This window comes from Corallococcus terminator (assembly GCF_049194865.1).
Classification (GTDB): domain Bacteria; phylum Myxococcota; class Myxococcia; order Myxococcales; family Myxococcaceae; genus Myxococcus; species Myxococcus terminator_A.
In genome coordinates this window covers 1-21,074 of the sequence record NZ_JBLZWL010000104.1, presented here as the reverse complement: position 1 = coordinate 21,074, position 21,074 = coordinate 1, and the positions used below count along the sequence as shown (strand labels likewise).

Genomic DNA, 21,074 nt, shown 5'->3' with positions numbered 1-21,074 from the left:
CGTGCCGAACTACCTGACGCCCGGCGTCTATGTGGAGGAGGTTCCCAGTGGGACACGCTCCATCCAGGGCGTGGGCACCACCACCGCGGCCTTCGTGGGCCGAGCCCCTGCCCGGGATGCTCGGCTGAATGAGGCGGTGCCCGTCAATGGCTGGGCGCAGTTCGTGAAGGAGTTCGCGCCGCCGGGCACGCCGGGCACACCCCTGGCCCGCGCGGTGTACGGCTTCTTCGAGAACGGTGGCCGGCGCTGCTTCATCGTCAACATCGGCGACAGCGAGAGCCTCGTCGGCGACGCGCGCAAGCGTCAGGGCGTGGCGGTGCTGGAAGAGGTCAGCGAGGTGGCCATGGTGGCCGCGCCCGGCTTCGCGAACGCGGCGGCATGGGACGCGCTCCTGTCCCACTGCGAGAAGATGCGGGACCGCATCGCCATCCTCGACGCGCCCGAGGACGTGGAGGAGGTGGAGCGCCTCACCAAGGTCTCCACCGGCGACGAGGGGCCCGGCATGCGCTGCCGCGTCTCCGACCAGGGCTACGGCGCCTTCTACTACCCGTGGTTCTCCACGCCGGACCCGCTCGGCGATGGGAAGACCATGGTGAACGTGCCGCCGTCCGGGCACATCGCGGGCATCTACGCGCGCACGGACGTCACCCGGGGCGTGCACAAGGCGCCCGCCAACGAGGTGGTGCGCGGGGCCCTGCGGCTGGTGCGCGACGTGACGCCGGAGGAGCAGGGCGAGCTGAACCAGGTGGGCGTCAACTGCATCCGCTACTTCCCGCGCGGCGGCATCCGGGTGTGGGGCGCGCGCACGGTGGCGGACGCCGCCAGCGAGTGGCGCTACGTCAACGTGCGCAGGCTCTTCAACTTCGTGGAGGAGTCCATCGCCCTGGGCACCAACTGGACGGTGTTCGAGCCGAACGACCCCACGCTGTGGAAGTCCATCCACCGCGACGTGAGCGCGTTCCTGCTGCGGCTGTGGCGCGACGGCGCGCTGATGGGCCGCACCAAGGAAGAGGCGTTCTTCGTGCAGTGCGACGAGCAGACGAACACGAAGGAATCCATCGACGCCGGTCAGGTCATCGCTGTCATCGGCCTGGCGCCGGTGAAGCCGGCGGAGTTCATCATCTTCCGCATCGGCCAGCACGCGGGCGGGGCGGAAGTGGAGGAGGTGTCCAATGGCTGAGGCCAAGGCTCCCGAGGCGGCTCCCCCGGAGCAGGAGGCGGGCGCGCAGCCCGGCGCGTCCGTGGACCCGTTGCGCGAGTACAACTTCAAGCTGCTCATCGACGGGGTGAACGAGGGGCACTTCACCCAGTGCACCGGCCTGGAGGTCGAAGTCACCGCGCTGCACTACCGCGAGGGCGGCGCGGGCCCGGTGACGCGCAGGCTGGCGGGGCCCGTCACGCACGGCGACATGACGCTGCGCTACGGCGTCACCCAGACGCCGGAGCTGTGGAACTGGTTCCTCGCGTCGATGAACGGGGTGCCGCAGCGCAAGAACGTGTCGGTGCTGCTGCTGGACATGGATGGGGTGACGGAGAAGATGCGCTGGAACCTCAACGAGGCGTGGCCGAAGAAGTGGCGGGCGGCGCCGCTGGATGCGCTCGGCCAGCAGATCGCCATCGACTCACTCACCCTCGTCTTCGAGTCCATCACCCGTGGCTGACCCCGCGCGCAGACCCGTGCCCGGTGCGTGGCTGCGCGCCGTTGCCCGGAAGATGAAGGCGTGGGCGGAGTCCGTCCTCTCCGAGGAGGAGAGCGACTTCGCCGCCGCGCTCGCCCAGGCCCACGTGCCGTCGGAGCCCGCGAGCCACCCTGGCACCGAGGGCGCCAGCTCCCCCGCCGCGTCCGTCACGGTGACGGCGCCGCCCGTGGGGCTGGGGCCACCGGAGCACTGGCTCCGCGACATCCAGGGGCGGCGCGCCGGGGGACCTCCCGCGGACTGGGTGGCCCGGGTGCGCAAGGTCGCGCCCCATCTCGTGGAGGGACTGCCGGAGCCGAAGGAGCCGCTCCCGGTGAGCGAGGCCCACCTCTCGTTCCGGGCGCGGATGCTGCTCGCGGGCACGACCGACACGTCCGCCTCCGCGCGGCCCACGGTGTCCGCGCCGATTCGCGAGGCCTCGCGGTCCGCCGTGCTCCCCGAGCTCTCCGCTCGCCGTGCCGCGCCCCAGGCTTCCCTGGTGCCAGGAGCTCCGGTGTCGATGCGACGCGACAGCAGCGGCCCGGGCACTGGCCGGGAGGGCTCCGTGAGCGCTCCCCGTGAGGAGCCGTCGTGGGCCTCGAAGGCGAAGCCCCTGTCGCCCGCGCCTCCCTTCGCGTCGCCTCCCGTGACGCCTGTCTCCATGTCGCCGGGACGGCGCTCCGGCGAGGTGCCCGTCACTCCCGTCCCCTCGCTGATGCTGGGAGGGCAGCCCTTCTCCAACCCGGTGGTGGTGGCCTCCTCGCCCGCGTCGCCCGTCGAGGTGTGTGTGCCCCTGCTGGGCGAAGAGGAGCGTGAGCGGAGCCTGTGCGCCTCCGGGTTTCCCCAGGGCATCTCCGCGTCCCAGGCGCTGGCGCTGCAACGCGATGGCGCGAGCGTGGTGTCCGCGCCCCCGAAGCGTGCCTCGCCTCGGCCCACGGACGAGCCGTGGATGCGGCGTCGACGGCCGGTCGAGCCCCAGGAGCAGGAGCTCGAGGCGGTGCGTCGGGACGCGTCCCACGAGTCCACGGCTCCGTTCGCGCCGCGCACCTGGACGGAGGCGGCGGAGGACAGCTGGCGCGGTGCGCGTCCCCTCACGCGGGAGGAGACCTCCACCTCGCGCTTCGCGACCCCAGTGGGAGAAGAGCCACGGGGTGCCTCCGAGGACGCGGCCCCGCCCGAGCAGGCTTCCTGGCCGGAGCTCCCCTCCGCCCTGTCTCCGGACTCTCCGGACGTCACCGAGGAGCTTCGGCAGTGGGCGCGGCTGCGCCGGCTCGAGCGAGAGCAGCGGGGTGAGTGATGGAGCGCGTGGCCTTCCTCATCGAACCGGGCGGTGAGCGCATCGGGTGTCTGCTCAACCCGGAGACGCTCGTCCTGCGACGGGAGGCGGGCCTGCGTCCAAGGCGCGCGCTGGGGGGCTCGCTGCCGTGGGGCGGGCCCGGGGACGACCCGCTGCTCTTCACCGGAGGCGGCACCACCGAGATGACGCTGGACCTGCTCTTCGACGTCTCGCTGTCCGGCTCCACGCTGGAGACGGAGGACGTGCGCGAGCTGACAGAGCCCTTGTGGCGGCTGGCGGAGAACGGCCTGCGCGAGGACGGAGGCATGCGGCCCTCGCTGGCGCGGATGGTGTGGGGCAAGCGGCTCAACTTCCTCGGCGTGGTGGCCGCCGTCGCGGAGCGGCTGGAGCACTTCACCGCGACAGGGGCACCGCGTCGCTCGTGGCTGCGCCTGCGACTGGTGCGCGTGGAGGACGAGACGGGACTCCGAGAGCCGGTGACGAGCGGCGAGCCGCTGGACCCGGAGGCGGTGGAGGCGGCCCTGACGCCGGAGGACTACGAGGCGCACACGGTGCTGGGGGCGCAGGAGGGCGAGGACGGCACGCCCGCCTCCGGACAGCGCCTGGATGAAATCGCGCACCAGCGCTACGGCGACCCGTCGATGTGGCGCCTCATCGCCGCGCTCAACGGCATCGACGACCCCTCGCATGTTCCCCCCGGACAGGTGCTGCGCCTGCCCACCCCCGAGGCCCTCCGGAGGGTGATGTGAGCCAGGTGCGGGGACTGCCCGAGCTGCGCATCGAGGTGGGCGGCGCTCCGCTGCCGACGGGAGACCTGCGCTCGCTCGCGTCCATCCAGGTGTCGCAGCGACTGGCGCTGCCCACGCAGTGCGAGCTGACCTTCACGGACCCTCGCGGCGTGCTCGCCACGTCGGGACTTCCGCCCGGGACTTCGCTGCGCGTGGCGGCCTCGTCGTCGCTGGAGGACCTCTTCCTCGGGGAGGTGACGGCCGTCGAGTTCTCCCATGCGCGGGGCGGGGCGCGAGAGGTGCGGGTGCGCGGCTATGACGTGTTGCACCGCCTGCGCAAGCGGCAGCCGGTGCGCGCGCACGTGCAGGTGACGCTGGAGGACCTGGCGCGGGAGCTCGTCTCCGGGCTGGGGCTCTCCGTGAAGGCGGCGTCACCCGGGCCGCTGTGGCGCTACCTCATCCAGCATGGCCAGTCCGACTTGGAGCTGCTGGTGGAGTACGCGGACCGCTGCGGGCTGTTCCCCGTGCTCCACGGCGACACGCTGCGGCTGGTGACGCTGGAGGGCGAGGGCTCGCCCGTGTCGCTGCGCCTGGGTGAGTCGTTGCTGGAGGCGTCCATCGAGATGAATGGCGACGCGTCCTGTCGCGAGGTGTCCGCCGAGGGCTGGGACGTGCTGCGCGCGGAGGCCCATGTGGGGCGCGCGGACGTGCCCCGGGTGGGACGGGACGTGGCGGCGGGCGTGTCGCCGGAGTGCGTGGGTGGAGAGTCCCGGCGCTCGCTGGTGGACGAGGCGGCGGAGAGCATCCCCCACGTCGAGGCGGCGGCTCAGGCCGAGCTGGACCACCGCGGCGCGCGCGAGGTGGTGCTCACCGCCCTGGCCGAGGGCGACGCGCGGCTGCGGCCAGGCGCGCGGGTGGACGTGGCGGGCGTGGCCTCGCTGGTGGCGGGTCGCTACGTGCTCACCAGTGTCACGCATCGCATCGACGCACGGCAGGGCTTCGTCTCGGAGCTGTCCTCCGCGCCGCCCCCACGCAGGCCCCGGGCACGGGCCTCCGCGGTGACGCTGGGCGTGGTGAGCCGCGTGGATGACCCGGACGGACGGGGCCGCGTGCGCGCGACGCTGCCCGCGTACGGGGGCGTGGAGACGGACTGGATGCAGGTGCTGGCGGCGGGCGGAGGCTCCGGGAAGGGGCTGATGCTGCTGCCGGACGTGGGGGACACGGTGTTGCTCGCGCTGGGCGGCGAGGACCCGGCGCGCGGCGTGGTGGTGGGAGGACTGTATGGGGGAGGCGGGCCGCCGGACGCGGGTGTCGAGGGCGGCTCGGTGCGGCGCTACACGCTGCTGACGACGGGCGGGCACCGGCTGAAGCTGGACGACGAGAGCCGCACGCTGCGCCTGGAGGATGGCACCGGCAGCTACCTGGAGCTGTCACCGAAGGGGGTGCGGCTGCACTCGAAGGTGGCGATGGAGTTGGAAGCGCCGGGGCAGGACGTGGTCATCCGTGGACGGTCCATTGACTTCCGGAGGGGCTGAATGCGGCTGCTGACCGTGGACGCGCTGGTGGTGTGTGCCCATGAGCTGGGGCGGGTGGGGCTCGTGAACTCGCAGCCCTGGGTGACGGTGGAGCGCCGGCCGCTGCTGGTGCGCGCGGACCCGGAGGGACGCCCCATCGGCGGGTGTCCCAACATCGGCCCCACCATCAAGCCCTGCACCACCACGTTGAAGGTGCAGCAGGGTTACTCCACGCTCGTCACCATCGACGGCAAGCCCGTGTGCCTGGATACGCTGATGGGGCTGACGGACGGCACGCCGCCAGGCATCGTGAAGTACAAGGTCAACGCGCCCGGCCAGACGCTGGTGACGGAGGAGCGATGAGCGCGCCCCGCTTCCGCACCTGGCGCTTCGCGCACCCGGACTTCGAGATGGCGGAGAAGTCCGGCCTGCGCGTGGCCCCCACCGGCCGCGTGGAGATGGTGGAGGAGCACGCCGCCATCCGTCAGGCCGTGCTGCTCCTGCTCACCACGGTGCCTGGGGAGCGTGTCATGCGCCCGGACTATGGCTGTGAGCTGCACAAGCTGCTCTTCGCCAACAACGACGACACCACGGCGGGGCTCGCCATCCACTATGTGCGCCGGGCCCTGGACCGGTGGGAGCCCCGCATCCAGGTGCTGCACCTGGACGCCACCCGGAGCGCGGAGGACGGTTTCCGACTGGACGTGTCCGTCGAGTACCGCGTGCGCTCCACCGGCCGCACGGAGCGGCTGGCCTATCCCTACTCGCTCTCGGGAGGCCCGACATGACGTCGCTGCCGACACCCCGGCTCGACGACCGGAGCTTCGCGCAGCTCGTGGAGCAGGCGCGCTCGCGAATCCTCGCCCTGTGTCCCGAGTGGACGGACCTCACGCCGCATGACCCGGGCATGGTGCTGGTGGAGGTCTTCTCCCACCTCACCGAGACGATGCTGTACCGGCTCAACCGGCTGCCGGAGAAGGCGTACGTGGAGTTCCTCCGGTTGCTCGGCGTGCGCCTCCAGCCGCCCGCCGCCGCGTCGGTGCGGCTGCGCTTCTCGCTGGCCCGCGCCTCCGAGCGTCCCACCGAGATTCCGCGCAACACCCCCGTCACCCTGTCGCGCGCCGGCGCGGGCGTGGAGCCCGTCGTCTTCCACACGGCGGACGCGGTGACGATTCCGCCGGGCGCCACGCAGGTGGAGGTGCTCGCCTACCACTGCGACCCGGTGGACGGAGAGCGGGTGGGCGTGGGCACGGGCCTGCCGGGCCTCACCGTGCAGGTGAAGCGTCCGCCCATCGTCGCGCCCACCGGGGACTCGCTGGACCTCGTCGTCGGCGTGGAGGCGGGGCCCGGCGAGCTGGACGCGCGCGCGCCGGCCCGTCGCCATGACGGCCGCACCTTCCGCATCTGGCGCGAGGTGGAGAACTTCGCGGCGCTGGGCCCGGACGAACCGGCCTATGTCGCGGACCGGATGACGGGCACCCTCACCTTCGCGTCCTCGGTGCGGCTGGCGAGCGAGGCGGGTGAGCTGGACGAGCCGCGCACGCTGGCGGCGGTGCCGGGCGTGGGGCGGGAGATTCGCGTCTGGTACCGGCGCGGCGGCGGCGCGGCGGGCAACGTGGCGGCGGGCACGCTGGAGGTGCTCAAGGCGCCGATTCCAGGCTTGAAGGTCACCAACCCTCGACCGGCCACGGGCGGCCGGGTGGCGGAGACGCTGGAGAACGCGCTCCTTCGCGGTCCCCAGGAGCTGCACTCGCTGCGGCGCGCCGTCACCGCCGGAGACTTCGAGCTGCTGGCGCTGCGCAGCTCCGGCGCGGTGGCGCGCGCCAAGGCCGTCACCCTGGCGCAGCTCTGGTCCCATGCCCCCGCGGGCACGGTGGAGGTGTTGCTGGTGCCGCACCTTCCGCCGGAGGTGCGAGGCTCGTCGGGCGAGGGAATCACCGAGGCGGCGATGCGCGAGCACGAGACGGAAGAGGCCCGCGCGCGCATCCACACGGAGCTCGACCTGCGCCGTCCGCTGGGCACCACGTGCCACGTGGAGTGGGCGCGCTACAAGACGGTGCGCGTGCAGGCGCGCGTGGTGGCGCATCGCGAGGAGGACACGGCGGCGTTGCGCTCGCGCCTCACCGAGCGGCTCCATCAGGTGCTCACGCCGCTGCCCTCGGCGCTGCAGCCGGAGGGTTGGCGCTTCGGCCAGGCGCTGCGGGCCTCGCATGTGTACGACGCGCTGCTGGCCGAGCCGGGCGTCAGCTACCTCGACAAGGTGCGCCTGCTGGTGGACGAGGTGCCTCGCGAGGTGCGCACGCTGGCCGCCGACAGCTTCCAGCCGGGCACCTTCTACGCGGGCGGCGGTGAGACGTTGTTCCGCACGGTGAACGACGCGGACGGCTGGGAGCGGGCGGGCCTGTTCCCTGGCGAGGACGTGGACGCGGTGGAGGCGCATCCCCAGCGAGCGGGCCTCGTCGCCGTGTGCGCGCGGATGGTCGCTGACTCGAAGCGCTCCCGCATCCACCTGTCCTACGACTGCGGCGAGACGTGGGACGACACCACGCACACGCTGGACGCGGTGGAGGACCTGACGTGGGCGGAGCGCGACGGTGTGCCGGTGCTGCTGCTGGCCACGCGCGTGGGCCTGTTCGAGCTGGTGTCGCGTCCGGGGGCCACGCCCATCCAGGTGCTGGTGGACCCCGCCAATCAAGACCTCGGCTTCTACGCGGTGGCGGCGACGACGGACGTGCGCGGCGCGGTGAATGTCGCGGTGGCGGCCATGGGAACGCGGGGGGTCTTCCTGTCGAGCGGCGGCGGACGCGGAGGCACCTTCCGTCCCATCGGCCCCAAGGGCCAGGACGTGCGCGTGCTGGAGGTCCAGAAGGACGGGCCTCGCTCGTTCCTCTGGGCGGGCCTGGCCGCGGCCAGCGGCGCGGACCCGGGCAAGGGCGCGCTCTGCTGGGAGCTGATGGGCAGCGCGGACCCGCCGGACGGGTGGCGCCCCTTCGACAGGAACTGGGATGGCGGGAGCTGTCTGGCGCTCGCGTTCAGCGGCTCCACCGTGTACGCGGGCAGCCACCGCGTGGGCGTGCTGTGGGTGGACTCGAGTCGTCCAGGGGCTTCCTGGCGGCGTCCCGACGTGGGCTGCGGCCTGCCGCTGCGCGAGGCGGAGCGCCTGTTCCAGCCCGTGTCCGCGCTGGCGTCGTCGCCCACGGGCGCGCCGCTGCTCGCGGGAGGACCGGACGGCGTCTTCCGACGGCCCCGGGGCAGCGAGCGCTATGAGCCCGTCTCCACGCGCGAGTTCACCGAGAAGGTGACGCTGCCGCCCACGTGGCTCCTCTGCTCCGGCGCGCACACGCTGGAAGTGGTGACGGACGATGCGGAGCCCTGACATCCAGCGACTGCTGCCGGGCGTCTTCCAGCGCACCGTGCTCCCGGGCTCGCCGCTCACCGCGCTGCTGGCGGTGATGGAGGCATTGCACCTGCCCAGCGAGGACGTGCTCGCGGGGCTGGAGTCCCACTTCGACCCGCGCCGGGCCCCGGACCGCTTCGTGCCGTTCCTCGCTCGTTGGGTGGGCATGGATTTGCCCGTGTCCACGGGCCTGGGACGGCTTCGCGAGTTGGTGGCGAGGGCGGTGGAGATATCGCGCTGGCGCGGCACCGCGCGCGGCCTGCGGTTGTTCCTCACCACCGCTACGGGACGCACCGACTTCCAGGTGGACGACGCGGTGCCCGGCGACGACGGACGGCCCCGGCCCTTCCATGTCCTGGTGCTCGCACCCTCGGCGGTGTCCGCCCACCGGCTGCTGCTGGAACGAATCATCGAGCGGGAGAAACCCGCGTACGTCACCTATGAGCTGCGTTTCGCGCAGCCGCCTCAAGGAGCCAGTTGATGCCCCGCGCCTTTGACATCACCGCCGTGACGGACACCGTCCGTCTGAACGCGACGGGACAAGGGGAGGTGGCCTTCACGGTGTCCAACGCGCTGCGTGCCCCCGTCCGGGCGCGAGCCTCCATCGTCCCAGGCCCCGGCGCGAAGGCGGAGTGGGCCACCATCTCAGGGGGCGACGAGCGGGACTTCGCGCCGGACGGCACGCAGCAGCTCAACGTGCAGCTGCGCATCCCGCCGGGGACACCGCCGGGCCGCTTCACCTTCCACCTGCTGGTGGTGGACGTGACGAACCCGGACGAGCGCTACGCGGAGGGGCCCGCCACCGCCTTCGAAGTCGTCGCCGCGCCCCCGCCCAAGAAGCCCTTCCCCTGGATGTGGGTCGCGCTGGCGGCGGGCGTCATCGTGATTCTGGGGACGGTGATTGGCATCCTCTCGGGAGGCGGCGCGAAGCTGAACGAGCCCTGCCCGGATGGGGACTGCGACAAGGGGCTCACGTGCACGGCGCCGGATGGCGGCTCGTGCCTGGTGTCCGCGGGTGAGGCGTGTGACGGCGGCGCGATGTGCTCCACCGGCTTCTGCGACAGGAAGGGCGAGTGCCAACTGGCGCTGGGCCAGACGTGCGCGAGCCAGCGCGACTGCCCGGGGCCGCTGAAGTGCACGGAGGTGCCCGGCTCCCGCCTGTGCCTGCTCAATTCCCTGGAGTCTTGCGAGCGCGACAGCGACTGCTCCAGCTTCTACTGCCGCTCCGACGGCAAGTGCAGCCGGGACGACGGGCGCTGCGAGAGCAACGCGGACTGCCGCCAGCCGGCGATATGTGGCACCACGAAGCTCTGCCAGCTCTCGGATGGACAGCCGTGCCGGTCCAACGAGGTCTGTCTCTCCGGCTTCTGCGCGGGCACCTGTCAGGTGGCCCCGCTGGGCTTCCAGTGCCCGGGCCCGTGCCCCGACTTCACCGTCTGCAGCGCTGGCCAGTGCGTCAACGTCCGGGCGACGGTCCTCAACCAGGAGATGTTGCAGGTCTCCCCCCGGAAGTCGGAAATCATGGAGCAGATGCAGCAACAACAGCGTCTGCAACAGGAGCTGCGCCAGCGGCAGGTCCAGTAGGCCCACGCCATGCCCGAGCCGAAGCCCATCCACGTCGTGCTCATCCTGGCCATCGTCGCCATCGTCGCGCTCTATGTCCTGGGCGTGGGCCTGGGCGCGAAGGACGGGTCCGCGAGCCGCGAGAGCCCCACGGAGACAGCGCGGGGACTCCGGGAGCGGTTCATCAAGCCCGAGCCCGTGGAGGCCACGGAGCTGGCCGCGACGTGCGCCTTCCAGGAGGGCGTGCTGATACTCCCGAGCGGAGGCGGCTGCCGGGTGGACGTGAAGGCGTCCGACACGCGGCTGCGCACGCTGGAGCTGGTGCCCCGTCCTCCCGGAGTGGTCCGGGTGGAGCTGGTGTCCCGGGGCAAGCCGTCCGTGCCGGCGAAGTTCGACCCGCTGAAGGAGTCGAAGAAGCTGGACGTGATGCAGGAGGGCGCGGACCTCCAGGTGACGTGCCTGGGGGCGCCGCCGCAGCGGCCCATCTGCGAGCTGGGCCTGCGGTGAGCGTCCAGTGCCTCCGGCGCCTCAGGCCGGCGCCGCGCGCTTGAGGCGCAGCACCTTGATGATGGACACCAGCGCGCCCACCAGCAGCAGCACGGCCCAGATGAGGCCGAGGATGGCGACGATGATGGCGCTCACCGCGTCGGTGATGCTGACGAGGATGATGGGCACCAGGCCGTGGAGGAAGGACACCACGGCGTTGGCCAGCAGCGACGTGAGGTAGAGCAGCACCAGGCCCTTGTTCTGGAGGAAGCGCTGGTGCGCGAGCACCAGGCACACGCCCGCGGCGAGCTTGAGGAACATCAAGAAGCCCAGCGTGCCGGCCGCGCCTCCCCGGTTGAAGAAGCCCCACACGGCCAGATACGCCAGCGTGCCGAAGGGGACGGAGGCCACGAGCGTTATCATCGTGAGCGTCAGGGCGATGGCGGCCAGCAGCAGGCCGAAGCCGGTGAGCAGCGCGACGACTGCGCCGATGAGCGTGGCCAGCCCCTGCACGCGCCCGTGCACCCGCTCGGGGATGATGAGGCTGGCGCCCATGAGCGCGAGCGTGAGCAGGAAAAGCGCGTCCACCAGGGCCAGGTACGGAATGCCCAGGCCCGGCGTGGGAGGGTTCTCCTTCTGGGTGCGCACCACGTCGGAGGGGTCCACGTCCTCGCCGTCGCAGATGGCGGCGTGCAGGGGGCGGCAGTCCTCCGGGAGCCCGGGGATGGAAGCGCAGGGCTTCGTGCCGCTCAGCGCCGAGCAGTCCGGCGACTTCTGGGGCAGCAGGATGGGTGAGCCCACCTCCACGAGCACACAGAGCGCCAGCAGCACCAGCGCGGCGATGAGGAAGGGTCTTCGCATTCGGTCCATGCCGCGCCCCCCGGCAAGGCGCGCCCCGAGCGGCGCGTGAGCGTGAGCCTAGGCACGGCGGGTGGAGATTCCCTCGTGCCGCCGTCGGGACTGTCCTGGGGCGCACGGGCCCTGCTCCCGGAGGGAGGGCTCCACGGGCTATGCTGCGCGGGCAATGTCCGAACGCAACCGAACCGGCGCCGTGGCGCCCGAGTCGCGACCGTCGGAGGAGGATTTGCGCCGCCGCCTGGAAGGGCGCGTGGAGCTGATTGAGTCCGCCCTCCGCCGCTACCGCAGGCTCGACGAGACCCTGGACTCGCGTGGCTGGCGACGGACGTTGCGGGAAGAGCCCTCGCTGCTTCGGGACGTCCTGGAGGTGGAGCCCACGCTGCTGGAGGCGCTGGAGCGCACCGAGCGGCGCGGCGAACAGGAGGGCTGGCCGGAAGGCTCGGCGATTCAGTGGACCGCGAGTCGGGTGCGCGAGGTCCGCGAGCAGCTGACGATGCGCGTGCGGGACGTGCTGTTGCTGCGGGGCCAGGTGACGGAGTCCCTGTCGCTCGAGGACAAGCTTCGCGAGCTGGAGAAGGTCTGCGCCCAGGAGGTCTCCCTCCGGCGGATGCCGGGAGAGTCCTTCGCGCTGCACATGGGCTCGGTGGCCAGGAGTTCGCAGTACCTGGTGTCCGTCGGCTTCGTCCTGACCGCGCTGGGCCTCGTCGCGGGGATTCTCTGGCTGCTGGTCCTCGGTGAGTTCGGACTGGCGCTGGGCGGCGGCGGGCTGGCGATGGTCGGGTTGTTGATGGTGACGGTGGCGATGCTGAGAAGTCAGGCCCCGGGCGTCGTCTGGCTCACGCCGAAGCGCGTGGTGTGGCTGGCGCCGGGAGACGAACCCGCGGTGGAGGTGCGGCTGGACTCGCTGACGGAGGACGGACCCAAGTGGGAGGAGTCCGAGAGGACGCTCAGCCTGCGCGGAGACCAGGTCATCCGGCTGCCGCGGTTCGATGGCGCGCGCGCCGAGCGGCTGCGCGCCCTGGTGGAGCTGGTTCGCGATTCCCGCTTCCGCGCGCAAGCGGCCCTGGTGGACCATCCGGTGGAGCTGGTGACCTGTTCGGCGCTGCTGCGTCGCAAGGGGACGTGGAGCCCTGGCACGGCCGTGTTCCTGCGCCAAGGCGTCTTCTTCTTCCCGGACCCGGATGCGGGCCCGGCCCTGCTGCACGCGGCGACGGGCCGGAGGTTGTCGTCCCAGGTCAAGCTGGAGTGGTTGCTGGAGGGGCTGCGCTGGCAGCCCGAGTCGGAGCTGGACGCGTACCTCCTGCGGACCACGGTGGCGACGGGAGGCGCGGCCTGGTCCTCGCGGGATGCACAGGTGGCCGAGGACATTCCCCTGGAGCAGGAGCTTCACATCAGCCGGGGCGAAGAGGTGCTCGTCGGCCGGGTGGAGCCAGGGCAGCGGGAGAGCGCCCACCGACTGGCGCACGCCTGGCGGGAGGTCTCCCAGGTTTCGAGTGATGATGGTCGGCTCAAGGCGGGCAGCGGGTCATGAGCGAGCGAGTCCACATTCAGAGGGCGTCGTCGGGAGGGTTCACGGACGAAGACGTGCGCGTCCAACTGGAAGGCCGCGCGGAGGTGCTCGAAGCGGCGCTGCGGCGAGATGCGATTCTTGAGTCCGTGCTGAGCGGCCCGGGATGGAAGAGTCGTTGGCGCAATCAGCCCATGCTCGTCCCGGAGTGGCTGGAGCACGAGGACGCTGTCGACGAGGCCCTGGCCCGTACGAGCCGGCGCGCGCGGGTGGAGGGCTGGGCCGACACGCTGCCGGTGATGGAAGGGCTGCGGGAGCTGGAGGCCCGCCGGGAGCGACTGAAGACGCTGGTGCGCAAGCGACTGTCACGGCTGGTGTCCGTGACCGGCGCCCCCGTGCTGAAGGCGGAACTGGCGCGGCTGGACCGGTTGGTGCGCAAGCGGACGAGGCTGTCGCTCGCACCCGGAGAGGTGCTGCTGTTCCAGGCGGCCCGGTCCTGGCCGGCCACCTTGGGGCATCGGGTCCCGCGCGGGCTGCTCCTGCTGTATTCGTACGCGTATGTGTTCCTCCATCTGCGGCTGGGGATGAGCTGGGCGATGGTGTCGCTGGTCGCGCTGATGCTCCCTCCGGTGTTCTGGCTGTGGGCCCGGTCGGGTCGCGTCTGGATGACCAGCAAGCGGCTGTTGTGGATGCCGGCGCTCGGAGAGGCGGTCTCCGTTCCCCTGTCCACGATTGCTCCCGGAGGTGTCCACCTGGGGGAGGGCCCCGCGTTCGATTTGAAGGTGGACGGTGAGCCACGGTTCCAGAAGTCAGAGCTCGTGGACGCGGAGGCGCTCGCGATTCTCCTGGAGCTGCACAGCCAGCCACCCCTGCTAGGGGTGGTGCGCTCCGGGGTGCGGCTCGGGGACGTGGTGGTCTTCTTCGGTTCGCTGAAGGAGGAGGGGAAGGTGGACCGCTTCGGGTGTGCCGTGTTGCGTCCTGGCGGGGTGAGCTTCCTTCCGGATGAAGCGGGTCGTCAGGTGCTCTCGATGGTGACGGGGCGTGAGTCCGCACTGGCGCCGGACGTGGGCCACGTGGTGGAGCAGCTTCGCTGGTTGTCCGGCGAGGAGTTCGACACCTGGCTGACGAAGCTGGTGACGGCCACTGGGGGCGTGAGCTGGTCGGCCCAGGACTGCTTGTTGAAGCGGGACAACGCACCCCTGACGCAGGCGTTTCACGTCAGCCGCGGCTCGCAGGTCCTGACAGGAGAGGTGGAGTGGTCCGCGCAGTCCAACGCCGAGTGGATTCTCCGCACCTGGCCGGACGCCGCCGCGCCGATGAAGAAGGAGAAGCGCGCCCGGAAGTGAGTGGACTCACCTCCGGGGCGCCCAGGAGCCGTGAGGGCTCAGTGCCTGACGGCGTACTGGAGCAGCACGACGCCGGTCCGGTAGACCTTGGTCGACAGCAGCTCCAGGTTGAGGTGCGAGCCCAGCCGAGAGACCAGCGGGATGCCCGAGCCGAGCAGCAGCGGGTTCAGCTTGATGAGGACCTCGTCGACGAGGCCGGCGGTGAGCAGCTGGGTGGCCAGGGCTCCGCCTCCGGCGAGGTAGATGTCCTTGCCCTCCTGGGCCTTCAGCGCGCGCACCGCGCCGACGACGTCGTCGGAGATGAGGTGCACGCGGGGATTCGGACTCTCCTTCAGCGTGCGTGAGACGACGTACGTCTCCAGGTACGGGTAGGGGTCCGTGACGTTGAACTTCAGGCCGATGTCATACGTCCGGCGGCCCATCACCACCGCGCCGTAGGTGCGCAGCGTGGCGAGGTACTCGGTGACGTGTTCGCCTTCGTTCGAGAAGCAGTCGAAGGAGTCGTCCTCGCGAGCGATGAAGCCGTCGAGGGTGGTGGCGACGTGGTACGTGAGCTTGCGCTTCTGGGGTTGCATGAGGAGACCTCGCACGGGTGGCGCTCCGCGCCGGAAGGGTGCGGTGGGGACGTGAATGCGGTGCTGTGGGAATCGCTCACGGGCAACGTCTCACTCGCGGCCTCGGACGCATGGCGTCGAGGGCGAGGAGGAGCGCTTCGAGGAGCGGAGCTGTCAGCGAGGAGAGGTCATGGACAGCGCGGTTTCCCGCGCCGGAAATGAGGATGGTCTCTCCCCGCTGACGATGCAAGTCACGTCGTGACGCAGTCCCGCTCCGACTCCAGGCAAGGGTCCACCTGTCGTCAGCGGGCGGGAATGCGAGTCACAACCCCAGGATGAGCTCCACGTGGAGGTCGTCTTCCATCGCCACCGATACCTCCGGGTCGTTGTCGTTCACGTCGTAGCCGTAGATGGACATGCCCGGAGGCAGCGTCGCGCCCAGGCACGGAATCTGTCGAGGCTCCGCGCCCACGCCGTCCCCATCCAGGTCCGGATAGAGCACCACCCAGCGCGTGCGCTCCGAATCCGCGTCGTCGCAGTCGTTGCCCGTGGCCTTCGTGAAGTAGGGCGCCGGCAAGGTGCCGCCAGCACAGACTCCGCCCCGCTCGGGCGTCGTGGCGCCGTCCGCGTCCCGGTCCACGTGGGTGTAGTTGCGCCCAATCCAGCGTGTCGCATCGTCGTCCGCGCAGTCGGTTCCCACGGTGGACCAGGACGCAGGCACCTGACCGTCCGTGCACAGCGTCTCGGACGCGCCCGCACCCACGCCATCTCCATCCAGGTCCCGCCAGGAGACCAGCGAGGTGTGTCGCGTGGGGCTCGCGTCGTCGCAGTCCCGGCGCTGCTCGACCCACTCGTAGCCAGGAGGCAGGGACGTGCCCCCGCAGACTTCGCCAGACTCTGGCACCGTGTGGCCATCCCCATCCGCGTCGCGATGCCGGTACTCCCTCAGCTGCCACCCGTCGGCGTTCGAGGGCGCGCAGTCGTCGCCGAGCGTCGAGTAGCCCGCCGGCACCGTGCCACCCGCGCACAGCGTCACCGCCGGGCCCGCGCCCACGTGGTCTCCATCCTCGTCGGGATGGACGCTCCAGCTCACCCGGACGGAGGCGTCCTGGTCGTCGCAGTCGAGTCCGCGGGGAAGCTCGGCGTACCCCCGGGGCAGCAGCTCGCCGCTGCATCGCACACCGTTCTCGGGAACAGTGTCTCCATCCCCATCCGCGTCGCGGTGCGCGTAGCTCCGCCACTGCCAGAGGGTGGCGTCCGCGGGGGCACAGTCCTCGCCCTGGAACGCCTGACCCGGAGGCGGCCGTTCGCCCACGCACCGGGCTTGGGAACCGCCCGTGCCGAAGCCATCGCCATCCAGGTCCTCGTAGACGTCGCGCGTCCACCACGCCATCGCGTCCGAGTCGTCGCAGTCCGCGCCAACAGCCTGGAGGGAGTAGCCCGAAGGCAGCGGCTGATAGGTCGCGAGGCAGAGCGTGCCCGGCGCGTCCACGGTGACGCCATCCCCATCGGCATCCCGATACAGGTAGGCGTGAGACACCGCGAGCGTGGCATCCGACGGAGCGCAGTCGCCCTCCACGACGGCGAGCCCCGGCGGTGGCGGCTTGCCAGCGCAGACGGCCACGCGCGCGCCCTCGCCATACCCGTCCCCATCCAGGTCCGGCCAGGCGTCGCGAGGCTCCTTGACGCGAGCATCCTCGTCATCGCAGTCCGGCGAGCCCGCCTGCTCGCGATAGCCCCAGAGCGTCTCCCCCACGCAGGCCTCCACCGGGCCTGGGCCCGTGGCGCCGTCGCTGTCCAGGTCCGGATACAGGCCGGAGACCTCGCGCCATCGGTACCGGTCCGTCGGGGCGCAGTCTCCCGGCCTCAAGGCCCATCCCGGAGGCGGGCTTCCATCGGCGCCGCACACCTCCTTCAATGCCCCCTCACCCCAGCCGTCACCGTCCACATCCGCGAAGGCGGAGACCATTCGCCACTGCGCCCTGTTGAAGGGCGCGCAGTCCACGGGGTCCATCACTCCGTCGCCATCCGAGTCCTCATTGCCCGTCTTGAGGCCATCGGTGCAGCCGGACTGAAGACCGGCCAGGGCCAGCGCGAGCGCCAGCCAGACTCCTCGCATCGTGCGCATGGAGAGGGCCGTCTTCCGTCAGGGAGCCGGCGTCGCAGCCCGGCGGGTCAGTTTGCAGGTGACCATCTGCCCCTGGTACTGGAGCGACAGCTCGAGAAGCCAGGCCCCCGGCTTGTTCATGAGCAGCAAGGCCATCCGGTCACAACGCGCGACATGCTGGCTGGCGTCGTAATAGGTGGGTGAGTAGGGGAACTCGAACTCCAGGGTCCGGGGCGTGTTCTCTCCCTGGAGGACGCCGGTGAGCTCGATGCCGTTCGCATTGATGATGGAGTAGCTGTCCACCGTCACGAAGACGTAGGGCACGTTGGGCTGGGGTGTCTCCGCCGCCAGCGCGGAGGGTGTCAGCGCCAGGGTGGCGAGCAGCAGGGACGCGGCGCGAAGGACTCGGCTCGGATGCATCTTCGGGAATCCTGAAGGTGGGGTGGGATACGAGGACGCCCCGACAGGAGCCGGCGGGCGTCGTCTGCGTATACGCAGCGAGCCCATTTTCCTGGGCCGTCCCCGGTGATTTCCGGGCGACCTCCCAGGCGCCGGGGCCCTCGCCGCACCTTGTCACCGGGTGGGACCTGCAATACGCCTGGGGCATATGGCCAGCGCCCCGCTCCCCGCCGACTTCCTCCGCGCTCTCTCCGAGGGCTTTCCCGCCGATTTCCTCACCCAGGACGCGGAGGAGCTGAAGGAGTACGGCCGCGACTGGACGCGCGTGTATGCCCCGGCCCCCAGCGCGGTGGCGCTGCCCCGCACGACGGACGAGGTCGCCCGATTGCTCACCTTGTGCCACCAGCACAACGTGGCGGTGGTGCCCTCCGGAGGCCGCACGGGCCTGGCGGGTGGCGCGGTGGCGGCGAAGGGCGAGGTGGTGCTGTCGCTGCAGCGCATGGCGCGCCTGGGCCCGGTGGACCTGCTCGGCAACACGGTGCGCGTGCAGGCGGGCGCGGTGACGGAGGCGGTGCACCGCCACTGCGCCGAGCATGGCCTGACGTGGCCGGTGGACTTCGCCTCCAAGGGCTCCAGCACCGTGGGCGGCAACATCGCCACCAACGCGGGCGGGGTGAAGGTCATCCGCTACGGCCTCACCCGCAACTGGGTGCTGGGCCTCCAGGTGGTGACGGCGGACGGCCGCGTGCTGGAGCTCAACGGCGCGCTGGAGAAGAACAACACCGGCCTGGACCTGCGCCAGCTCTTCATCGGCAGCGAGGGCACGCTGGGCGTCATCACCGAGGCCACCCTCAAGCTGACGCAGCTGCCCGGCAAGCAGGACGTCTTCCTCTTCGCCGTGCCGGACGTGGCCGCCGTCCTGCGGCTGTTCCGGGACGCGCGCCAGCAGACGGCCTTCCTCATCTCCGCCTACGAGTTCTTCACGGACCGGTGCCTTTCGCGCGTGCAGCGCCACCGCAAGCTGCGCTCACCCTTCGAGGCGCCCAGCGGCTGCTACGTGCTGCTGGAGGCGGAGTCGCGCGACGCGGCGGCGGTGGAGGCGTGGCTGGGCTCGCTCTTCGAGCGGGGGCTGGTGACGGACGGCACGCAGGCGCAGGGCGCCTCCCAGGCCGCGGAGCTGTGGGCGCTGCGCGAGGGCATCAGCGAGAGCCTGTCCGCCACGGGCCTGCCCCACAAGAACGACATCTCCCTGCCCGTCGCGGGCCTGGAGGCGTTCTGCGCGGAGCTGGAGGCCGTGTTCCAGTCGCGCTATCCGGGGTGGGAGATCTGCCTCTTCGGCCACATCGGCGACGGCAACCTGCACGTCAACGTGATGAAGCCGGACGCGTTGGAGAAGGCGGAGTTCCTGGCCTACACGAAGCAGGCGGACCCCACCATGTTCGAGCTGGTGCGCAAGCACGCGGGCAGCATCTCCGCGGAGCACGGCATCGGCCTGTTGAAGAAGGACTACCTGGGTTACTCGCGCTCCGAGGAGGAGCTGGCCCTGCTGCGCGCGCTCAAGCGGACCCTGGACCCCCGGGGCGTGCTCAACCCCGGGAAGATTCTGGACGCCTGAGCGCGGCGGCACACCGCGCGTCACGTCAGGAGACGATGCGCGTCTTGATGTCCGTCGTCAGCCCGGCGATGGCGTCACAGACGGGGCGCGACACGTCCTGGTCCAAATCCATGACCAGGTAGCCGATGTTCGCGTCCGTGCTGAGGACCTGCGCGTGGATGTTGGCGTTCAGGTCCGAGACGATGCGGTTGATGTCACGCAGCACGCCGGGGATGTTGCGGTGCACGTTGAGGATGCGGTGGGTGCCGGGGATGAGCGGCGCCTCCACCATGGGGAAGTTCACCGAGCCCGTCGTCGCGCCCGTCCGGAAGAACTTGGAGAGGCTGACGGCCACCTCCCTGCCGATGGACGCCTGCGCCTCCTCCGTGGAGCCGCCGATGTGCGGCGTGAGGATGACGTTGGGCAGGTTCTGCAACTCGGTGACGAAACCATCCGAGTTGCCCTCGGGCTCCTCCGGATAGACGTCCACCGCGGCGCCGCCCAGGTGCTTGGAGCGCAGCGCCGCCGCCAGCGCGGGGATGTCCACCACCGTGCCTCGGCTGGCGTTGATGAGGCAGGCGCCCGCCTTCATCTTCGCCAGCTGCTCGGAGCCCATCATCATGTGCGTGGACGTCAGCGCCGGGACGTGGAGCGTGACGAAGTCCGACTCGGCCAGCAGCTCGTCCAGCGAGCCCACCGCGCGCGAGTTGCCCAGGGGCAGCTTCGTCATGACGTCGAAGTAGAGCACCCGCAGGCCCAAGGACTCCGCCAGCACGCCGAGCTGCGAGCCGATGTGGCCGTAGCCGATGATGCCCAGCGTCTTGCCACGCACCTCGTGGCTGCCGGTGGCGACCTTGCGCCACTGGCCCGTGTGCACCTCGCGGCTGCGGTCGAACAGCTGCCGCGTCAGGGCGATGATTTCGGCGATGACCATCTCCGCCACGCTGCGCGTGTTGCTGAAGGGCGCGTTGAAGACGGGGATGCCGTGCGTGTTGGCGGACGTCAGGTCCACCTGGTTGGTGCCGATGCAGAAGGCGCCGATGGCGAGCAGCTCGTCCGCGTGCACCAGCGACTCCGCCGGCACCGTCGTCTTGCTGCGGATGCCCAGCAGGTGCACGCCCTTGAGGCGCTCGGCCAGCTCCGCCGGCTTGAGCGCGGAGGACGTGCGCTCCACCTGGAAACCCTCGGCGGCCAGCATCGCCTCGGCCGACGGGTGGATGTTCTCCAGCAGCAGGGCGCGGAACGGACCCTCGTTGAGAATCGGGCGCGTCGGGGACGGCGGGAACCGGGCAGTGCTCATGTCGCCGTGCGTTAGACCCCGGCCCCATGGCTGTCAAGCGCGGGGTGAGGGGGCTGGAGTGCCCGGTGTCGAGGGCCGGGAAGGAGGGCGGCCCGCCGTCCGTGACCTGGGGGGTGGGGTGTCCGGAAAAAGAAAGCGGGCGGCCCGGCTTCCCGGACCGCCCGCGAGGGACTGTGGGGGTCAGGACCTCCGAGCTACTGGATGGTCCACGCCACGGTGCCGGTGCAGGAGGAGCTGCCGTAGCAGCCCGCGCGAATCTGGTAGGTGCCGCCCGCGCCCGTGGGCACGGTGTAGTTGGCGTACGACAGCGAACCGCAGGCGTCGTCGTTGCTGGTCACCTGCTGGCCCGCGCTGTTGTACAGGCGCAGGAAGGTGTCGCCGGTGCCAGCGGCGCCCGTCACGGTGCAGGTGCCGAAGGAGATGCTCTGCCCGGCGGTCAGGGTGACGTCCTGGTTGGTGGTGCCCGTCTGAGCGCTGTTGGTGGCGCTGCCGGTGTACGCGAGGGTGCCGCTCGACGGCGCCGGGCCGGTGCCGCCGCCCTCCAGCGTCCAGGCCACCGTGCCGGAGCAGGTGCCGGAGGAGTAGCAGCCCGCGCGAATCTCGAAGGTGCCCGCCTGCGGCGCGGTGTAGGTCAGCTTCGAGCCCCGGCCGCCGCACTCGTCGTCGTTGCTGGCGACCTCGCCCCCGCTGGGGCCGAGCAGGCGCAGGAAGGAGTCACCCGTCACGGAGGCGCCGGTGACGCCGCAGG

19 protein-coding genes and 1 pseudogene are annotated in these 21,074 nt (G+C 71.3%); 14 read left to right on the top strand and 6 right to left on the bottom strand.

The window, feature by feature from the left end; genetic code table 11:
- Position 1: 1 nt before the first annotated feature.
- From ACN469_RS30935 to ACN469_RS30885, 11 genes are read left to right on the top strand one after another with little or no spacing between them, the layout of a single operon-like run.
- The gene (locus ACN469_RS30935) at positions 2-1,180 is read left to right on the top strand and encodes a phage tail sheath family protein (protein WP_498773698.1); all 1,179 of its coding nucleotides are present in this window, start codon (positions 2-4) and stop codon (positions 1,178-1,180) included.
- Positions 1,173-1,661, top strand: a complete 489-nt coding sequence (locus tag ACN469_RS30930; protein WP_498773696.1) for a phage tail protein — start codon at positions 1,173-1,175, stop codon at positions 1,659-1,661. The genes ACN469_RS30935 and ACN469_RS30930 overlap by 8 nt, the downstream gene beginning before the upstream one ends.
- Positions 1,654-2,973, top strand: a complete 1,320-nt coding sequence (locus tag ACN469_RS30925; RefSeq protein ID WP_498773694.1) for a hypothetical protein — start codon at positions 1,654-1,656, stop codon at positions 2,971-2,973. Before ACN469_RS30930 ends, ACN469_RS30925 begins: the two co-directional genes overlap by 8 nt.
- On the top strand, positions 2,973-3,722 hold the full coding sequence (locus tag ACN469_RS30920) for a CIS tube protein (RefSeq protein ID WP_498774127.1): 750 nt from the start codon (positions 2,973-2,975) through the stop codon (positions 3,720-3,722). The genes ACN469_RS30925 and ACN469_RS30920 overlap by 1 nt, the downstream gene beginning before the upstream one ends.
- Positions 3,719-5,236, top strand: a complete 1,518-nt coding sequence (locus ACN469_RS30915) for a phage baseplate assembly protein V (protein ID WP_498773692.1) — start codon at positions 3,719-3,721, stop codon at positions 5,234-5,236. Before ACN469_RS30920 ends, ACN469_RS30915 begins: the two co-directional genes overlap by 4 nt.
- Positions 5,237-5,578 (top strand): hypothetical protein, encoded by a 342-nt coding sequence (locus ACN469_RS30910; protein WP_163869037.1) that lies wholly within the window; start codon positions 5,237-5,239, stop codon positions 5,576-5,578.
- On the top strand, positions 5,575-6,003 hold the full coding sequence (locus tag ACN469_RS30905) for a GPW/gp25 family protein (protein WP_498773690.1): 429 nt from the start codon (positions 5,575-5,577) through the stop codon (positions 6,001-6,003). Before ACN469_RS30910 ends, ACN469_RS30905 begins: the two co-directional genes overlap by 4 nt.
- Positions 6,000-8,591 (top strand): putative baseplate assembly protein, encoded by a 2,592-nt coding sequence (locus ACN469_RS30900; protein WP_498773688.1) that lies wholly within the window; start codon positions 6,000-6,002, stop codon positions 8,589-8,591. Before ACN469_RS30905 ends, ACN469_RS30900 begins: the two co-directional genes overlap by 4 nt.
- Positions 8,578-9,093 (top strand): phage tail protein, encoded by a 516-nt coding sequence (locus ACN469_RS30895; RefSeq protein ID WP_498773686.1) that lies wholly within the window; start codon positions 8,578-8,580, stop codon positions 9,091-9,093. Before ACN469_RS30900 ends, ACN469_RS30895 begins: the two co-directional genes overlap by 14 nt.
- Complete coding sequence (locus tag ACN469_RS30890) at positions 9,093-10,196, top strand: hypothetical protein (RefSeq protein WP_498773684.1); 1,104 nt, start codon at positions 9,093-9,095, stop codon at positions 10,194-10,196. Before ACN469_RS30895 ends, ACN469_RS30890 begins: the two co-directional genes overlap by 1 nt.
- A 9-nt stretch (positions 10,197-10,205) precedes the next feature.
- Positions 10,206-10,682 (top strand): hypothetical protein, encoded by a 477-nt coding sequence (locus tag ACN469_RS30885; RefSeq protein ID WP_498773682.1) that lies wholly within the window; start codon positions 10,206-10,208, stop codon positions 10,680-10,682.
- Between the two features lie 21 nt (positions 10,683-10,703).
- On the opposite strand, the gene ACN469_RS30880 is transcribed toward ACN469_RS30885, so the two are convergent.
- Positions 10,704-11,522, bottom strand: coding sequence for a hypothetical protein (locus ACN469_RS30880; RefSeq protein ID WP_498773680.1), 819 nt, complete (start codon positions 11,520-11,522; stop codon positions 10,704-10,706).
- A gap of 163 nt (positions 11,523-11,685) precedes the next feature.
- Between ACN469_RS30880 and ACN469_RS30875 the strand changes: the two genes are divergently transcribed.
- Together ACN469_RS30875 and ACN469_RS30870 are read left to right on the top strand one after the other, a co-directional pair.
- Positions 11,686-13,050: a hypothetical protein gene (locus ACN469_RS30875; RefSeq protein ID WP_498773678.1), complete on the top strand. Its 1,365-nt coding sequence runs from the start codon at positions 11,686-11,688 to the stop codon at positions 13,048-13,050.
- Between the two features lie 53 nt (positions 13,051-13,103).
- On the top strand, positions 13,104-14,372 hold the full coding sequence (locus ACN469_RS30870) for a hypothetical protein (RefSeq protein ID WP_498773676.1): 1,269 nt from the start codon (positions 13,104-13,106) through the stop codon (positions 14,370-14,372).
- A 38-nt stretch (positions 14,373-14,410) separates the two neighbouring features.
- Here ACN469_RS30870 and ACN469_RS30865 read toward each other — a convergent pair whose 3' ends face one another.
- The 3 genes from ACN469_RS30865 to ACN469_RS30855 all read right to left on the bottom strand — a co-directional run bounded on the left by ACN469_RS30865 (position 14,411) and on the right by ACN469_RS30855 (position 17,453).
- A complete protein-coding gene (locus ACN469_RS30865; RefSeq protein WP_498773674.1) occupies positions 14,411-14,947 on the bottom strand; it encodes a dihydrofolate reductase family protein in 537 nt (178 codons plus the stop codon).
- 301 nt (positions 14,948-15,248) lie between these two features.
- Complete coding sequence (locus tag ACN469_RS30860; protein ID WP_498773672.1) at positions 15,249-17,054, bottom strand: hypothetical protein; 1,806 nt, start codon at positions 17,052-17,054, stop codon at positions 15,249-15,251.
- Positions 17,055-17,072: 18 nt separating this feature from the next.
- The gene (locus ACN469_RS30855; protein WP_498773670.1) at positions 17,073-17,453 is read right to left on the bottom strand and encodes a hypothetical protein; all 381 of its coding nucleotides are present in this window, start codon (positions 17,451-17,453) and stop codon (positions 17,073-17,075) included.
- A 187-nt stretch (positions 17,454-17,640) separates the two neighbouring features.
- On the opposite strand from ACN469_RS30855, the gene ACN469_RS30850 reads away from it, so the two are divergent.
- Entirely contained in the window at positions 17,641-19,047 is a 1,407-nt protein-coding gene (locus ACN469_RS30850; protein ID WP_498773668.1) for an FAD-binding oxidoreductase, read from the top strand.
- A gap of 25 nt (positions 19,048-19,072) precedes the next feature.
- Here the strand turns inward: ACN469_RS30850 and serA are convergent, their stop codons facing one another.
- Both serA and ACN469_RS30840 read right to left on the bottom strand, forming a co-directional pair.
- Positions 19,073-20,326 carry a phosphoglycerate dehydrogenase gene (gene serA / locus ACN469_RS30845; RefSeq protein ID WP_498773666.1) on the bottom strand — a complete coding sequence of 418 codons (1,254 nt, stop codon included), beginning with the start codon at positions 20,324-20,326 and terminating at the stop codon, positions 19,073-19,075.
- A gap of 194 nt (positions 20,327-20,520) precedes the next feature.
- A pseudogene (locus tag ACN469_RS30840) lies at positions 20,521-21,074 on the bottom strand (serine protease); the annotation flags it as partial.

Excerpts from the sequence above, each read along its gene's own strand:
- ACN469_RS30905 (WP_498773690.1), top strand. The coding sequence starts at position 5,575 with ATGAGCGCGCCCCGCTTCCGCACCTGGCGCTTCGCGCACCCGGACTTC.
- ACN469_RS30865 (WP_498773674.1), bottom strand. The coding sequence starts at position 14,947 with ATGCAACCCCAGAAGCGCAAGCTCACGTACCACGTCGCCACCACCCTC.
- serA (WP_498773666.1), bottom strand. The coding sequence starts at position 20,326 with ATGAGCACTGCCCGGTTCCCGCCGTCCCCGACGCGCCCGATTCTCAAC.
- ACN469_RS30890 (WP_498773684.1), top strand. The coding sequence starts at position 9,093 with ATGCCCCGCGCCTTTGACATCACCGCCGTGACGGACACCGTCCGTCTG.
- ACN469_RS30895 (WP_498773686.1), top strand. The coding sequence starts at position 8,578 with ATGCGGAGCCCTGACATCCAGCGACTGCTGCCGGGCGTCTTCCAGCGC.
- ACN469_RS30855 (WP_498773670.1), bottom strand. The coding sequence starts at position 17,453 with ATGCATCCGAGCCGAGTCCTTCGCGCCGCGTCCCTGCTGCTCGCCACC.
- ACN469_RS30880 (WP_498773680.1), bottom strand. The coding sequence starts at position 11,522 with ATGCGAAGACCCTTCCTCATCGCCGCGCTGGTGCTGCTGGCGCTCTGT.
- ACN469_RS30875 (WP_498773678.1), top strand. The coding sequence starts at position 11,686 with ATGTCCGAACGCAACCGAACCGGCGCCGTGGCGCCCGAGTCGCGACCG.
- ACN469_RS30900 (WP_498773688.1), top strand. The coding sequence starts at position 6,000 with ATGACGTCGCTGCCGACACCCCGGCTCGACGACCGGAGCTTCGCGCAG.
- ACN469_RS30920 (WP_498774127.1), top strand. The coding sequence starts at position 2,973 with ATGGAGCGCGTGGCCTTCCTCATCGAACCGGGCGGTGAGCGCATCGGG.
- ACN469_RS30860 (WP_498773672.1), bottom strand. The coding sequence starts at position 17,054 with ATGCGCACGATGCGAGGAGTCTGGCTGGCGCTCGCGCTGGCCCTGGCC.
- ACN469_RS30930 (WP_498773696.1), top strand. The coding sequence starts at position 1,173 with ATGGCTGAGGCCAAGGCTCCCGAGGCGGCTCCCCCGGAGCAGGAGGCG.
- ACN469_RS30885 (WP_498773682.1), top strand. The coding sequence starts at position 10,206 with ATGCCCGAGCCGAAGCCCATCCACGTCGTGCTCATCCTGGCCATCGTC.
- ACN469_RS30910 (WP_163869037.1), top strand. The coding sequence starts at position 5,237 with ATGCGGCTGCTGACCGTGGACGCGCTGGTGGTGTGTGCCCATGAGCTG.
- ACN469_RS30850 (WP_498773668.1), top strand. The coding sequence starts at position 17,641 with ATGGCCAGCGCCCCGCTCCCCGCCGACTTCCTCCGCGCTCTCTCCGAG.